Below are 14,584 nucleotides of genomic sequence, written 5' to 3' on the forward strand. Positions count from 1 at the left end.
TCGCGGACAACGACAGCACCATCTCGCCCACGCCGGACAGCCTGCGCTGGCGCTTTTTGACGATGGCCGGCTCGAACGTGCCCGCCACGTCCCGGTATAGTCGTTCTTGTTGCCACCTTCGGCTCTTTTCGACCCGGTTGACACCAAGGTGCACCATGCTGACGAGGGCCCGTTGGTGCACGGGAGCTTGCAGCGGCGGCCACCCTTACAGGTGACGATGAGCATGGTGGCCCACTCGACCAGCGCGTGAGGCAGGATAGCGTCGACCGGGCCTGCGACACTGGTCCCGGACAGCGGTGGATATCGAGTGGAGGGGTAAATGGTCGGCGAGGACCATGAGATTCCGGGGATCGGACTCACCGAGGCCGTCCAGATGCTACGGGCTGAGTTGCTCGCCGCTCAGCGCGATCCGCGCCATCAGGACATTCAGTTCCCGATTCAGAGCATCACGATCGAGCTGAGGGTAGCCGCCACGCGCTCGGCGGACGGCAAGGCGGGCTTCAAGATTCCGTTCGTCAACGCCGAGTTGGGCGCTGGCGCCGGGTGGCAGAAGGAAAGCCTGCAGGCGATCACCGTGGTGTTCGACGCGCCCGTCGACCAGGCCGGCAACCCGGTCAGGGTGGCCTCGGCCGGAGACCAGGTGAAGGGCTAGCGCGGTCGTGGTGGCCCTGGCGGACCGGGTGGTCGAGATCGTCAGCGACTTCGGTCCGGGCACTTCGCCGAGATACCGCTATGGATCCGGCTGCATCATGTCCGGGCGAACCGTGCTCACCGCAGCGCACACCGTGGCGGGAGCTGACACGGTCTGGGTACGGGGGCGCGACAAGCGTCGGCGTGAGGCTCGCATCGAGCCCGCGTACATCGGCGATCCTGAGTCCGTCGATTTCGCGCTGGTCGAGCTCGACGAGGACACGGGCTTTCCGGCGCTTCCGGCCGCCGCGGTGGATCGTGGCGGTGCCGTACCCGAGGTCATCGATCGTTGCCACACCGTCGGTTACCCGGCTTTCAAGGAACGTACGACGCAGGGCGACACCGTCAGGGACACCGTGGGCGTCGGCGGGCACATTTCGGTGCTGGCGAACCTGGTCAGCGAGCTTCTCACGCTGCACGTCACCGCGTCCCCTCGACCGTTGCCACAGCACGGACAGTCGTTGGCGGAGACGGAGTGGTCCGGTATGTCGGGCGCACCCGTCTGGGCCGGTGAGTACCTCGTCGGCGTTGTCACCGAGCACGCTCCATGCGAAGGGGCGTCGGCGCTCACTGTCACGCCGCTCACACGCCTCGAGCGGTTGGGCAATGCCGAGCTCTGGTGGCCGAGGCTCGGAGTGGAGAGCGCGGCCGGGCTGGTACGCATGCCCTCGCCGAGCGGCGAACGGCAACGCCCGGTCTACACAGCGACGCTACGCGAGATCCACGCACGTACTCCCCTGCTGCTGAACCGGGAGCGCGAACTCGCCGACATCGCGGCATTCGCTGTCGGCGACCAGAGCTATCGCTGGATGGTCGGCAGTGCGTGGGCTGGCAAGACCTCACTGGCAGCAGAGGTCGTGCTGGGTGCGATGCCGCCGGAGGTCCGCGTGGTGGCGTACTTCCTGTCCCGGCGGGAAGCCGACGCCGACAGCAACCACTTCCTCGCCGCAGTCGTTCCGCAGCTGGCGTACCTGCTCGACGAGGACCCTCCAGACCCCGACCTGCATGTGTTCCGGGCCCTCTGGGAACGGGCGACGGCGTGGGCTGCCCAACACGACCGCCACCTCCTGCTGGTCGTCGACGCGCTCGATGAGGATCTGCAGCCGCCGGGGTCGCCGAGCGTGGCAGCTTGCCTGCCTACGCTTGCGCGCGGAGCCGCGCACGTGCTGGTGACCAGCCGACCGCACCCCAACCTACCGACCGATCTACCGGTCGACCACCCGCTGCGAGGTATCACCCCGGTGCCCGTACGGCAGAGCTCACAGGCACGGGCAGTGGAGCAGCGGGCCCGGCAGGAGATCGAGGAGCTCCTCCGCGGCAACGACCCGCAGGCCGACCTGGCCGTCGAAGTGCTTGGGCTCCTGGCCGCCGCGTCCGGACCGCTTGCCGTCGACGACCTGACCGCTCTCACCGGCCAACGTCCGCGAACCATCCGGCGGTTCGTCACGGAACGTGCGGCCCGCAGCCTGCAGCCAGTGGGTGCGGAAGGCCAGCGCAGGTACCAGTTCGCGCACGCTGCCCTGCTCGATTACTGTGCGAACGGCGCGGACACCGGTGAGCCGGAGTTCCAGGCCCGTATTCATCAATGGGCGCGGGAATGGCAGGTTCAGGGTTGGCCGATTGGCATGACCCCTCGTTATCTCCTGGACTCCTACCCCAGCGTGCTGGCTGCCCATGACCGGGACCAGTTTCGAATCCTCGTCACGGACATCGGCTGGCAGGACACGACCGTTCGGAGCATCGGTGTCGACGCTGTGCTCCCCCACATGCGCGATGCCCGGCTCGTCACAAGGACGGGTAGTTCGATCGCGGACAGGCTGATCGTGGCGCAAGCACACAACCTTCGCCCTCCGCTTCCGATCGAGCGACCTGGCTACGTCGTCGGACAGTTACTCATGCAAGCCCTGCTCGACGGCGACTCGGTGACCGAACGGGACGGCCGAGACCGTCTGAAGAAGTTCGAGCAGAAAGTGCCGTTCCCGCTGTGGGCACGACGCACCAACCCCGCACTGGCCTACGAGCTCGGCATCCACCCGAGCGGGGTCTCTGCCCTGACTGCGCTGTCGAACGGCCGGATCGTGACTGTGGGCGGCACCCGTGGCAGGCTGCTGCTGTGGGATCCGACGCTCCCCGGCTCCCGGCCGCAGGAGCTCGGCGAGCATGGCCTGGGCATCACAGCGGTGACCAGTACGCCGGAGGACGTGCTAATCGCCGCGACTGCCTCGGGCCGAATTTTTCTCTGGAGTCAGCTCTCCAAGGGCGCCCCGGACTTCGAATTTCGGGTACGGGCGGGCACGGTGGCGCACCTGTTGGTGCTTCCGGACAGACGGTTGGTGAGTGCCACCCGTGAGGCCGGGCCGTTGCTGGTATGGGAACTCACTGCACCAGCGGGCGATCCAATGCAGCTCCGCCGCTACAACGACTCTGTGGACGCGATGATCGGCCTGCCCGACGGCCGAGTGCTGACCGCATCCGGACTGGATGGCCGCCTGGACATCTGGGAGCCGCACGCCAGTCAACTCGACGAGCGGCCGGTTCGCCTCGGTAGGCATGGCGATCGGATCAGCGGGATGGCCCTCTTGCAAGACGGAATCCTCGCGACCGTTGGTCAACGTGAGGGACGAGTCCTGCTGTGGGAGCCGCACCGGCCCGGCATGACGCCGGTCGAGCTGGGCAGGCACGGCAACGACACGGACATGGTGCACGCAGCAGTCGCGATGACTCCACACGATCTCGTGACGGCAGCCGGGTCTGAAGGCCAGCTACTCGTCTGGAGATTCCACACCTTGGGGCGTCGAATGGGCCCGCGCGGTTGGGAGATCGACTGGGAGGGAATGCGGCTGGACCACGAGCCGGTCCGGTTCGGCATTCATGGCGAGCCCGTCCATCAACTGTCGGCGGCTTCTCGCGACCGCTTGGTCACGGCTGGCCGTGACGGCGGCCGGCTGCTGGGGTGGAACGCCAACTTCGTGTGTCACTCCCGTCGCCACTACGACGAACCTATTGACGCGCTTGCCACCCTGCCCGACGGACGGCTGGTCAGCGCTTCCCGGTGGAAAGGCGACCTGTTGGCCTGGGACCCCGGGGGTGGCGGGCCGACCAAGTTGGGCAGCACTGGCGGCCACGTCGACGCGCTCGCGGTGCTGCCGGACGGACACGTCATCTCCCTGTCCGTGGCCAGGACCGGAGCGCTGGCAGAGTTGCTGGTCTGGGATCCCGCGAATGCAGGAGAGCCATCGCAGTCCCTCGGGTTCGTAGGGACCCACGCTGTTCCACTCGCGATCCTGCCGACCGGGCACGTCGTAACTGCGGGCGGACGCCTCGGGCTGGCGGTCTGGGATCCCGGTCTCCCTGGCTCGAACCCTGCTGTCGTCGCGAAGCTCGCCCTACCGGTCGATCACCTGCTTCCCGTTTCCCCACGTCACGCCATCACGGCGTCCGGCGACGACGGTCAACTACTGCTGTGGGATCTCACAGCAGCAGACGGTCCGTTCGAACTGGGCCGGCTCGGACGGAGGGTCAAGATCCTGCTGGCCCTGACCGAGACCACCCTCCTCACGGTGGGTGTCGGGCCTGGTGACCTCTACCTGTGGGATCTCACCAAGCCGTTCCCACACCCGACACACCTTGGTGACCACGGCCGGGACATCACTGCCGTCGCTCTCGCCGACGGACGATTCATTACTGCGGGCAACTCCGATCACGTACGGATCTGGGAGCACGACGGCAGATCCACGGCATTGTGCGCGACGGGTCCTATCCGAGCGCTGACCACCGCACCGGCTGCGGACGGCCATCACGTATTCCTCGCGAGCGAACTCGGCGGGCTCTCAGCCTGGTGGGTTCCGGATCGCTCACCTGCCGCAGATCCTTGAGGAGCATGCGGCAGTTGTCGCCGCCGTCCCACCCGACTCTGGCCGGAGCCTGCTCCGGTGACCCTCCCCTCGTAGCGTGAAGACCGTGACTGCAGGGGAAGTTGGGAGTGATTGGTCGTTGCAACACCGGGCTGTTGCAGCGAGCGTAGCTGCTCTTCGAAGACCTCGGCCGGCGTCCGCCAACCGAGGGTCTTGCGGGGCCGGTTGTTGATCGCCATGGCGACGGCTTCGAGGTCCGTGGACGACCACCGGGAGAGATCGGTGCCCTTCGGGAAGTACTGACGCAGCAGCCCGTTCGTGTTCTCGTTCGTCGGTCGTTGCCAGGGCGAGTGCGGATCGGCGAAGAACACCCTCGTCCCGGTGTCGAGAGCGAACTGGGCATGGCCGGAGAGTTCCTTCCCACGGTCCCAGGTGAGGGTCTTGCGTAGCTGCTCGGGCAGCTACGTCATTGACGTCGTGAGCGCCGCGTTCATCGCGATCGCGCCATAGCCCCCGAGTGAGGTGCCGTTCTTCACGGGCGGAATCTCGCCCCAGCCCTCGAGCCGAGGCAGGTGCACGAGGAGCGTGGAGCGGCTGCTGCGCTCGACGAGCGTGCCGATTGCGGATCGGCCCGTTCCGATGATCAAATCGCCTTCCCAGTGTCCGGGGACCGCGCGGTCCCCAGCCTCGGCGGGGCGTTCGCTGAGGACGACGTCCGCGGTGACATGCCCCTGCGGCTTGTTCTGTGACCGTGCACGGGGAGTCCGCAGCGCCCGGCCGGTACGCAGACACGTGACCAGCTCCCGCTTGAGCGCGCCGCGGCCCTCGATGAACAGCGCCTGGTAGATGGCTTCGTGGCTGATGCGCATGGGCTCATCATCGGGGAAATCGGCATGGAGACGGTGTGAGATCTGCTCCGGGCTCCATGCCGTCGCCCATCGTCTGTCCTGCCGATGCGGCTTGTTCAGCCCCTTCCACGCGGGCGTCTTGGGACCGGTGACGCTCGTGCCGTCGGGACGACGGACACTGTCGGCGAGCCGATCCTGCACGTACTCACGCAACCTGTCGTTGCCTGCGAGCTTCGCAGTCTTCGGGCGCTTCGCGGCCTGCTGCGCCTTCCACTGCGCGACCAGAGCCCGGTAGACCGGCCTGCCGCCGCGGGTCGCCGCGTTGCGGCGCAACTCGCGTGAGACCGTGCCCGCGTCGCGGCCGATCCTGCGGGCGATCTCGCGCACGCCGAGCTCCTGGGCGCGCAGCAGCGCGATCTCCTCGCTCGGCGAACGACAGGTAGCGGCCGGTGGGCTCGTCCAGGCTGATGGGCGGCATGCCGCCAGCGTGACGGAACCACCGGGATCCGACCGGCCATGAAACGCCAACAGCCGCCGCGGCCTCTGCCGTCGTCACTCCCGACGCGATCCGCCGCCAGAAGTCCCGCTGCACCGCACGAGACGGCTCCGGCCGACCCGGTGAACGCATCGGCGGTCGCATCGCCCGATCGGCGGCCCACTGGCGTCGCGCATCCGCAGGCGCCTCCGGCACCTTCTGCTGCTTACCTCGTCCCATCGCGCACCTCCGGACTCTCGAGGTGTTGCGACGACCGGTTGAATCCGCCCTCGCGCCGGTCCGTGTGGAAAATGACACCGCGGACGTCCCCGCCGCGGGTCGCGGCGGCCATGTGCAGGGCGTCATCCTCGCCCACTGCGGCGGCGCCCTGCCTGCGTTCTCCGGCCGCCTCGGGCTGCTCGGGGCGGAGGAGTACGTATTCAACCCGCTATGCCTGACCGCCGATGACATCCGCACCGACCTGGCGAAGCTCTACCTCGACACCGCCGCGGCCGGCACCGACGCCAACCTCGCCGCAGCGGTCACGATGGTGCCCCGCGACCACCTCGTCTACGGCGCCGACGCCGGAGTCCCCTGCTCGAACGAGAAGAACATGAAACGCAACATCGACGCGCTCCGGAACTCCCACGTCCTCACACCGCAAGAAGTCGACGCACTCGGCCACCGCGCCTTCGGCCTCTTCCCCGCAGCCGCACAACGCCACCGCGACGCCATCGCAGCAGCAGCCTGAGAGGCCGACGATGCGGTCGTAGGACCCCAGCGCGATCTGCTTGAACTTGGCGAAGACGCCGAGTTGGATCCACTCGTCGCGACGGTTGCGGATCGTGGTGGCCGAGCAGGTCGTGTCGGCGATCGCCTGGTAGGAGCAGCCGAATCGCAGGAGTTGCAGCATCTTGTCGAAGACGACCCGGTCGCTGATGCGTGGGCGGTGGCAGCCCAGCGGATGGGTCGGCGCGTAGTGCGATCGCTCAGGCAGCAAGGCGGCGAATTGGCCCCAGAGTGGATCGGTCAGCCATGATGGCAGTACAGGCACAGGTCTCCCCGGTGATCACAGAGCGTCGCAACTCCATGATCGCCAAGATCGGTGCCTGTCTTGCTGCCGGCGTGCCACCACCGCGCCTATCGGCGCGGCCTCTTAATCTGAACAGTCCAGATCATCGCAGGTGGGAGGCACCCTTCTGCTGCCAGGGCGTCAGGCGATCGTTCAGCTGAAATTCATGAGGCTGGTGCTACAGACAGTCAGGTGCACCCCATCCACAGATCTGACCATCCCTCCGGTCGGGCCACTGGCCAGAGAGCCGCGCTCGGCGCGGAAGGCGGTCAGTGCACCACGTCGGTGATGTGGTGAATGCAGACGACCTTGGGCTGTGGGCTGGGTCATGTCCCGAAGGCGAAGCGCACGCCCTCGCGGCCCATGCTGCCGTACTTGAACCCGCCGAACGGCATGGCGTCTAAGCGGTAGTCGGACGAGTCGTTGATCATGACTCCGCCCGCTTCGAGTTGCCGGGCCGCGCTCAGGGCGCGGTCCAGGCGGGAGGTGAAGATGCCCGCGTGGAGGCTGTAGTCGATGGCGTTGGCCTGCTCGATGGCGTCCTCGAAGGATGTGAACGGCTGCAGCACGACGACCGGGGCGAACACCTCCTCCTGCCAGATCGAGCAGGTCGCCGGGACGCCTTCGAGGACGGCCGGTGTGTACAGGGCGCCGGTGACGTCGTTGCCGCACAGCAGTACCGCGCCTTCGGTCACCGCCGTGTCGACCTTGGCCCGGGTGGCGGCCGCGGCCTGCTGGGTGATCATGGGGCCGACGTCGGTGGTGTCGTCGAGGGGGTCACCGACGCGCAGCAGCCGGGTGCGGGCGACGAAGGCGTCGCGGAAGCGCTCGTAGACGTCCTGGGCGATCAGGATGCGCTGGGTGCCGATGCAGTTCTGGCCCGCGGCCCAGAACGCGCCGGAGACGCACGAGGCCACGGCCTCGTCGAGGTCGGCGTCGTCCATGACGATGACCGGGGCGTTGCCGCCCAGGTCCATGGCGAGTTTCTTCAGGCCGGCTGTGCGGGAGATGGCCTCGCCGGTGGCGAATCCGCCGGTGAAGGACACCATCCGCACGTCGGGCGCGGCCACGATCGCGGCGGCGATGCCGGCATCGCGGTTGACGACGGTGACGATCTCCTCGGGCAGGCCGGCCTCGATGAGGGTGTCGACCAGGCGCAGCGCGGACAGCGGTGTCAGGGCGGACGGTTTGAGGATGACCGCGTTGCCGCCGGCGATGGCCGGGCCGAGCTTGTGGGCGACCAGGTTGAGGGGGTCGTTGAACGGGGTGATGGCGGCGATGATGCCCAGCGGTTCACGGGTGAATCAGCCCTGCCGTTTCTCCGAGCCCTCGTGGGAGTCGAAGGGGATGGCCCCGCCGGCGTTGCGCCGTGCCTCGGCCGCGGACAGGGACAGGGTGTTGACCGCGCGGGCCACTTCCTTGCGGGCCTGGGTGATGGTCTTGCCGGCCTCGCTGACGATCAGCTGGGCGAAGGACTCGGCGCGCCGCTCGATCAGGCGGGCGGCGCGTTCCAGCACGGAGGCCCTGGAGGCGCGGGAGAACGCGGCGGCGGTGCGGCGCCCGCGTCTGGCCTGCTGCAGGATGCCCTCGATGGCGCCGGCTTCGACGGTGGGCACCGAGGCGATGACCTCGCCGGTGTAGGGGTTGTGCACGGGCGCCGTGTCGGCGCCGAGTTCGATGCTGGGGGGTACGACGGTGTCAGACACGGTGAGTCTCCTGGTGAACGGGGCGCGTGGGCGCGGCGTAGTCGTCCGCGTGGCGCTGGTGGATGGCGATGATGTCCGACAGCAGGGCGTAGGCGGTCTCGACGGCCTCATGGGCGCCAGCCAGGGCGGCCGGGTCGGCGGTGAGGAGTTGCGTGGTGGAGGCCATGTCGGCGACGAGCCGGCGGAGTTGGTCGTCGGTGGTGATGAAGGGCGGGCTGGGCGTTGCCGGAGGTGACGCCCTTGGGGAAGGTGACCAGGTCAGGGGCGAGGCCGTACCGCTCATCCTCAGGCGCTCTCTGCTCGATGGCTGCGGTAGTCGTTGAGCCAGCCAAGACCTTCGCTCGTGCCGGCGCGGGGGCGGTACTCGCAGCCGGCCCACCCGTCGAAGCCCAGCTCGTCGATCACGTCGAGCAGGTGGCGGACGTTGAACTCACCCTGGTCGGGTTCACCCCGGTCGGGCACGCCCGCTATCTGCAGATGACCGACCCGGCCGGTCGGCAGGTCGCGGCGCAGTGTCGTGGTGAGGTCGCCCTCGACGATCTGGCAGTGGTAGAGGTCGAGCTGCACCTTGAGGTTCGGGGCTCCCACCTCCTGCACCACGGCGTGGGCCTCGGCCTGGGTGCTCAGGAAGTATCCGGGCATGTCTCGGCCGTTGATCGGCTCGATCAGGATGTCGACGCCCGCCGCGGCGGCCCGTTCCGCGGCCCACGCCAGGTTGGTCAGGTAGGTGTCGCGGTGCTTGGCCCGCTCGCCGGGTGTCGCGTCCGGTCGGACCAGTCCGGCCATCAGGTGCACTCGAGGGCAGCCCAGCACCCCCGCGTACTCCAGCGCACGGTCCACCCCGGAACGCACCTCCGCCTCACGTCCGGGCAGTGCCGCCGTCCCGCGCTCTCCGGACTCCCACGCTCCTGCAGGTGCGTTGAAGAGCACCTGCACCAGGCCGTGGTCGTCGAGCCGGCGGCGCAGCTCGGCGGCGTCGTACGCATAGGGGAAGAGATACTCGACCCCCTGGAAGCCATCAGCCGAGGCCGCGGCGAAGCGGTCGAGGAAATCGTGCTCGTTGTACATCATGGACAGGTTCGCTGCGAACCTCGGCATGCTGGCTCCTGTGTTCCGGCCGGGGACGGCCATGGTCAGTGGTTCGATCACCTCTCCCCGCAGCCTCCCTCCCATCCCGTGGCCTCAAAGGCCCTCTCCGTGGCAGGGGCAGGTGCAGCCGTCTGCTCGTTCAGCACACGCACCGCGTTCTCCGTTCCGCTGCGCGGGCTGGAGAGCACGGGCTTGCCGACCGCTTCGGCGATCGCGGGAGCCAGCGGTGCCATGGATGCCTGGGCCAGCACGATCACGTCGGCCTCCTTGGCCAGCGCCCGTGCCCCGTCCAGCACCATCGCGTCATGGCCGTCGCGGTCACCGGACATCAGCACCGAGAAAGCGCCCTCGCACAGCCGCTCCTGGACGGTGATGTCGCGACCGGCCGCCCGGGCCTTCTCCTCGACGAGGGCACGGGTCGGCGGCAGCGTCGTGGGGACCGTGGCCAGGACGCCGATGGCGCCCGCGGTCTCGACCGCTGACGCGGCCATCGCGTCGTCGATCTTGACGATCGGGACGGAGACCAGGCGTCGGGCCACGTCGATGGCCGGACCGACCGAGGAGCAGGCGGAGAAGATGACGTCGGCGCCCGCGGCCTGCGCGGCCTGGGCCAGGTGCACCATGCGCTGCGTGCTGGCAGGTGAGACCTCACCGTCGCGCACCACGGCAGCGAGCACGTCGCTGTCGACGAAGTGCAGGACCTTGGCGTCCGGCGCGAGTTCCGAGAGGTACTCGTTGATGACCGAATCGGGGCTGACGAACAGCAAGCTGGTGTGCAAAACGGCGATCGAGGCAGTGGTGGACATCCGTGGCTCCAACAGGGTGAGGTATCGGCTCGCGTGCCGAGGAGGGCACGCGAGCACGAGACGAAGCGGTGCGAACCGTGCGCAGCGCGCACGGCCGGGGGTACGACGGCCTTGCGTCCGCCGGTGCGGTGCGGCTCCAGGCGGCGGGGACGAGTTCAGGTCATGCGTCTGCCCCCTCGGCTCGGGGGCTCAGGCGGTCGATGACCTCCAGGGCGGCGTCCCGGACCGCGTCGCGGCCCGCCGCCCACAGGGAGACGACGTCGGAGCCGGGCAACGCGAACGGGAGGGCCACGCGGACGGCCTCCAGATAGGCGCGGCGCAGTTCGGCGTTGACGTTGACCTTGGCGACGCCTCGGGCGAGGGCGCCGTGCAGCTCCTCGACGGGCAGACCGCTGGCGCCGTGCAGGACGAGCGGGACGGTTACGGACTCGTGGATCAAGGCCAGCCGCTCCAGGTCCAGGTGCACCGGGTGCTTGGTGAAGCCGTGGACGTTGCCGACGGCGACGGCGAGCGCGTCCACGCCCGTCGCGGCCACGAATTCGGCCGCCTGCTGCGGATCGGTCATCGCCGCGGCCTGCGCGACGGCGTCGGTGGAGACGTCCTCGTCGCCGGGGAGGGCACCGAGTTCGGCCTCCGCCCAGGCGCCGTGGTCGCGGGCCCGGCGGACTGCCTCCTTCGTCAGCGCGATGTTCTCGGCGAAGGGCAGGTGGGAGCCGTCGATCATGACGGAGGTGTAGCCCGCCTTGAGGCAGGCGGTGATCTCGTCCAGGTCCCGGCTGTGGTCGAGGTGCACACCGAGAGGGGCCGTGGAGCGCGCGGCGGCGTCCAGCGCCAGCCGCATCAGGGCCTCGCGCCCGGCGTGCTTGAAGGGACTGGAGCCCGCCTGGATGACGACCGGCCGTCCGGCGGCCTCGGCGGCGGCCGTGATGCCCTGGACCGTCTCCAGGTTGTAGGCGACGAACCCGGGCAGGGCGTGCCCGGCGGCCGCGGCCTCCTTCAGGGCATCGGTTCCGTGCAGCAGCATCAGGCACTCCTGAGCAGGTCGAGGGCGTCGGCGAGGGCGTCGGCGCCCCCGACGTTCCCGGCGAAGACGATGTAGGGGATGCCGGCGGCAGGGCCGTCCACCGGCTCCCAGAGCGAGACGATGCCCGGCAGCAGCGTGCCCCGGGCCCAGGCACGGCGGATCTCAAGGCCGTGGGTGGCGGTGTCGCTGGAGGTGATACCGCCCTTGGCGACGACGAAAGCGGGCCGCCGGGTGGCGTTGACCTGGCGCACGGCCTGAACGAGCGCGGCGGAGACCCGGCGGGAGATCGCCAGACTGTCGTCCGCGTCGGCACCCGTCACCAGCACGCGAGAGGTGCGGATCACCGCGTCCGCCGAGTCCAGCGCGGCGGCCGCCACGGCCGCGACCTCGGCGATGTGGCCCTCACGCCGCTCCTCGTCGAGCAGCAGGGCCACGTCCAGCTCGTACTCGGCGATCCCACCTCGCTTCCGCAGGCGGTCCAACTGCCGTGTGGTCAGCGCGACATGAGAGCCCACGACGATGAGACCGTGCGGTGCGTCGCCGCGCAGCGGGCGTAGTTCGGCCGGGGTGAGCGGTGCCCGCGCCGCCTGTCCGGCGCGGGCCCTGGCAAAGGACGGCCCGACCCGGTACAGCAGCCGCGTGCCGTTCTCCTCCGCCTGTGCGAGGGCCAGGGTGAGCACCCGCAGGTCGTCGTCGCACACCGCGTCGATCACGGCCACCCGTCCGCCGCGCAGTGAGGACAGCAGCCGCGCGGTGTGCGCCGGGCCGCCGCCGCGCAGGTCGTCGAGGGTGATGCGCAGGACCTGGTCCGCGGGCACGCGTCCGCCCGTCTTCTCCTGCACCCACTCGGGCAGCGAGGAGCTGCGGTAGCCGAAGGTGGCGTCACGGGCGAACTCGGTCATTCCGACCGGGAGCAGCCCGTCGGCCGTTCGCATCCAGTGGTGGGAGCCGACGGTCAGCCGTCCCGCCTCGATGTAGGCGGGGACCAGCACGACGCCGTCCGGGGCACCCGCGCCCAGCTCGGTCAGCTCTTCGGCGAGGACATTGGTTTCCAGCGGGAAGTGGCCGCGCAGGGTGGAGTCGCCGCGGCTGGCCAGGACGTAGCCGGTGCCCTCGGCCGCGGCGGCCGCGTGCAGGGCGCGGACCACCTCGCGGTTGCGCGCGGCGGCGTCCTCAGCGGGCAGGCTGCGGGTGTTGGTGAGGACGAAGAAGACGGCGCTGTCCTGGCGCAGCGCCCAGCGCAGGTCGTCCACCGTCCAGGACGTCAGGACGGGCACGTCGGCGACCGTCTGGGTGCCGGTGGGGTCGTCGTCGAGGACGACGAGACGGGGGCCGCCGGATATTCGGGTGGCCACTTCCGCGGCGCTGACCTCGCGGACTGGGGGCAGCCCTTCGAGTACCGCTTCCTCGGGGACGGGCCGCGTCCGGGCATGAAGGGGTAGAGACATGGCGAATTCCTGGTCTATGAACGGGTGGTTGAGGGGGGAACCGGGGGAACGTCAGCCGAGGTCGCGCTCGATCACGTCACACCAGCACGTGACCGGGTCCCGCGACGGCCTCGGGACGGTCTCGGGACGGAGCAGCTCGGCGAGGGTTCCGGCGGGCAACAGGCCCTTGTACAGGACGAGTTCGGCGACCCCGCGTCCATTGGCGAGGGCCTCCTGGGCGATGCCGGTGGCCGCCTCGTAGCCGATGTACGGGTTGAGGGCGGTGACCAGGCGATCGAGTTCTCCACCGTCGCCCGTAGCGCCTGGGTGTTGGCCGTGATCCCGGCGACGCAGCGCTCGGCCAGGGTCAGGCACGCGCGCTGGAGATGCGTGATGCTCTTTGAGAGGGAGTGCCAGATGATCGGTTTGAAGGCGTTGAGCTGGAGCTGTCCGGCCTCGGCGGCCATGGTGATGGTGACGTCGTTGCCGATCACCTCGAAGGCGACCTGGTTGACGGCCTCCGGGATAACCGGGTTGACCTTGCCCGGCATGATCGACGAACCGGCCTGCACCGGCAGCAGATTGATCTCGTTCAGACCCGCGCGCGGCCCGGACGACAAAAGGCGCAGGTCGTTGCAGCTCTTGGAGAGCTTGACCGCGATCCGCTTGAGCACACCGGACATCTGCACGAATCCCCCGCAGTCCTGGGTCGCCTCCACCAGGTTGACCGCAGTCGCCAGCGAAAGCCCGGTGATCTGCGACAAGTGGCGCCGCGCCGAGTCGGCGTAGCCGGTGGGGGCGTTGAGACCGGTGCCGATCGCGGTGGCACCGAGGTTGATCTGGTGAATCAGCTCCACGGCCTCGGAGAGCCGGTTGCGGTCTTCCTCCAGCATGAGCGCGTACGCCGAAAACTCCTGCCCCAGCGTCATCGGCACGGCGTCCTGCAGCTGAGTGCGGCCCATCTTCAGCACGTCACGGAACTGAACCGCCTTGGCCGCGAAAGCGTCCTGTAGCACCGCCATCGCCTTCAGCAGCCCGCGCACCGCATACACTGTCGCGATCTTGACAGCGGTCGGATAGACGTCATTGGTGGACTGGCCGAGGTTGACGTGCTGGTTGGGGTGCAGGTGCTCGTACTGGCTCTTGGCGTGGCCCAAAAGCTTCCCAGGCGCCGCCGGACTGCAGGAACCAGGCGGTGGCGTCGTAGAAGGGGACGGGCACCTTCGCCGAATCGCCGGGTGGGCGGCACGCCCTCGTCCCCGATGCCGTCACCGGGGACGAGGGCGAGGCGGTGGTTCTGGTTCGTCATACGGCCGATTGCAGCAGCGGGCGGGGCACTGCGTCCAAGACTCAATCCCGATGTGCCTTATAAGGCCGCCCTATAAGGCGGCTTTATCGCGGCTCGTGGGCGCCCGCGTCCTGGACATCGAGCCGGAGAACACCTTCGACATCGCCCTCGTCGCCCGCTGCGGCCTCCTGTCGCCCGCAGCCGCCGCGTTCGTCACGGCCGCGACCTCGGCCACCTACAGCTGCTAGGCACCGCTTATAAGACAGATCCGCTTTGCGTCTTGGACGCCCCACGGACCACCCTGC

9 protein-coding genes and 5 pseudogenes are annotated in these 14,584 nt (G+C 69.1%); 4 read left to right on the forward strand and 10 right to left on the reverse strand.

What is annotated here, in order from left to right; all coding sequences use genetic code 11:
• Positions 1-145: 145 nt before the first annotated feature.
• A pseudogene (locus ACFY9I_RS39720) lies at positions 146-294 on the reverse strand (IS5/IS1182 family transposase); the annotation flags it as partial.
• A 25-nt stretch (positions 295-319) separates the two neighbouring features.
• On the opposite strand from ACFY9I_RS39720, the gene ACFY9I_RS39725 reads away from it, so the two are divergent.
• Both ACFY9I_RS39725 and ACFY9I_RS39730 read left to right on the forward strand, forming a co-directional pair.
• Positions 320-652: a trypco2 family protein gene (locus ACFY9I_RS39725; RefSeq protein ID WP_391011659.1), complete on the forward strand. Its 333-nt coding sequence runs from the start codon at positions 320-322 to the stop codon at positions 650-652.
• 10 nt (positions 653-662) lie between these two features.
• The gene (locus ACFY9I_RS39730) at positions 663-4,565 is read left to right on the forward strand and encodes a trypsin-like peptidase domain-containing protein (RefSeq protein ID WP_391011661.1); all 3,903 of its coding nucleotides are present in this window, start codon (positions 663-665) and stop codon (positions 4,563-4,565) included.
• Between the two features lie 113 nt (positions 4,566-4,678).
• Here ACFY9I_RS39730 and ACFY9I_RS39735 read toward each other — a convergent pair.
• Positions 4,679-5,870 (reverse strand): annotated as a pseudogene (locus tag ACFY9I_RS39735) (IS30 family transposase); the annotation flags it as partial.
• 301 nt (positions 5,871-6,171) lie between these two features.
• On the opposite strand from ACFY9I_RS39735, the gene ACFY9I_RS39740 reads away from it, so the two are divergent.
• Positions 6,172-6,618 carry a hypothetical protein gene (locus tag ACFY9I_RS39740; protein WP_391011809.1) on the forward strand — a complete coding sequence of 149 codons (447 nt, stop codon included), beginning with the start codon at positions 6,172-6,174 and terminating at the stop codon, positions 6,616-6,618.
• On the opposite strand, the pseudogene ACFY9I_RS39745 reads toward ACFY9I_RS39740, so the two are convergent.
• The 8 genes and pseudogenes from ACFY9I_RS39745 to ACFY9I_RS39780 form a co-directional block, all read right to left on the reverse strand.
• Positions 6,562-6,921 (reverse strand): annotated as a pseudogene (locus tag ACFY9I_RS39745) (transposase); the annotation flags it as partial. The gene ACFY9I_RS39740 and the pseudogene ACFY9I_RS39745 overlap by 57 nt on opposite strands.
• Before the next feature lie 344 nt (positions 6,922-7,265).
• Positions 7,266-8,756, reverse strand: a pseudogene (locus ACFY9I_RS39750) (aldehyde dehydrogenase family protein).
• A complete protein-coding gene (locus ACFY9I_RS39755; protein WP_391011663.1) occupies positions 8,638-8,928 on the reverse strand; it encodes a hypothetical protein in 291 nt (96 codons plus the stop codon). Before ACFY9I_RS39755 ends, ACFY9I_RS39750 begins: the two are co-directional and overlap by 119 nt.
• Positions 8,929-8,930: 2 nt before the next feature.
• The gene (gene otnI / locus ACFY9I_RS39760) at positions 8,931-9,743 is read right to left on the reverse strand and encodes a 2-oxo-tetronate isomerase (RefSeq protein ID WP_391011666.1); all 813 of its coding nucleotides are present in this window, start codon (positions 9,741-9,743) and stop codon (positions 8,931-8,933) included.
• A gap of 47 nt (positions 9,744-9,790) precedes the next feature.
• On the reverse strand, positions 9,791-10,540 hold the full coding sequence (locus ACFY9I_RS39765) for an aspartate/glutamate racemase family protein (RefSeq protein ID WP_391011669.1): 750 nt from the start codon (positions 10,538-10,540) through the stop codon (positions 9,791-9,793).
• Between the two features lie 160 nt (positions 10,541-10,700).
• A complete protein-coding gene (locus tag ACFY9I_RS39770) occupies positions 10,701-11,564 on the reverse strand; it encodes a ketose-bisphosphate aldolase (RefSeq protein ID WP_391011671.1) in 864 nt (287 codons plus the stop codon).
• Positions 11,564-13,012, reverse strand: coding sequence for a four-carbon acid sugar kinase family protein (locus tag ACFY9I_RS39775; RefSeq protein ID WP_391011674.1), 1,449 nt, complete (start codon positions 13,010-13,012; stop codon positions 11,564-11,566). The genes ACFY9I_RS39770 and ACFY9I_RS39775 overlap by 1 nt, the downstream gene beginning before the upstream one ends.
• 51 nt (positions 13,013-13,063) lie before the next feature.
• Positions 13,064-14,154, reverse strand: a pseudogene (locus ACFY9I_RS39780) (aspartate ammonia-lyase); the annotation flags it as partial.
• 241 nt (positions 14,155-14,395) lie between these two features.
• On the opposite strand from ACFY9I_RS39780, the gene ACFY9I_RS39785 reads away from it, so the two are divergent.
• Complete coding sequence (locus ACFY9I_RS39785) at positions 14,396-14,527, forward strand: hypothetical protein (RefSeq protein ID WP_391011677.1); 132 nt, start codon at positions 14,396-14,398, stop codon at positions 14,525-14,527.
• Positions 14,528-14,584: the final 57 nt, after the last annotated feature.

Origin of the sequence: Streptomyces sp. NPDC012510 (genome assembly GCF_042955065.1) — a bacterium.
Classification (GTDB): Bacteria; Actinomycetota; Actinomycetes; order Streptomycetales; family Streptomycetaceae; genus Streptomyces.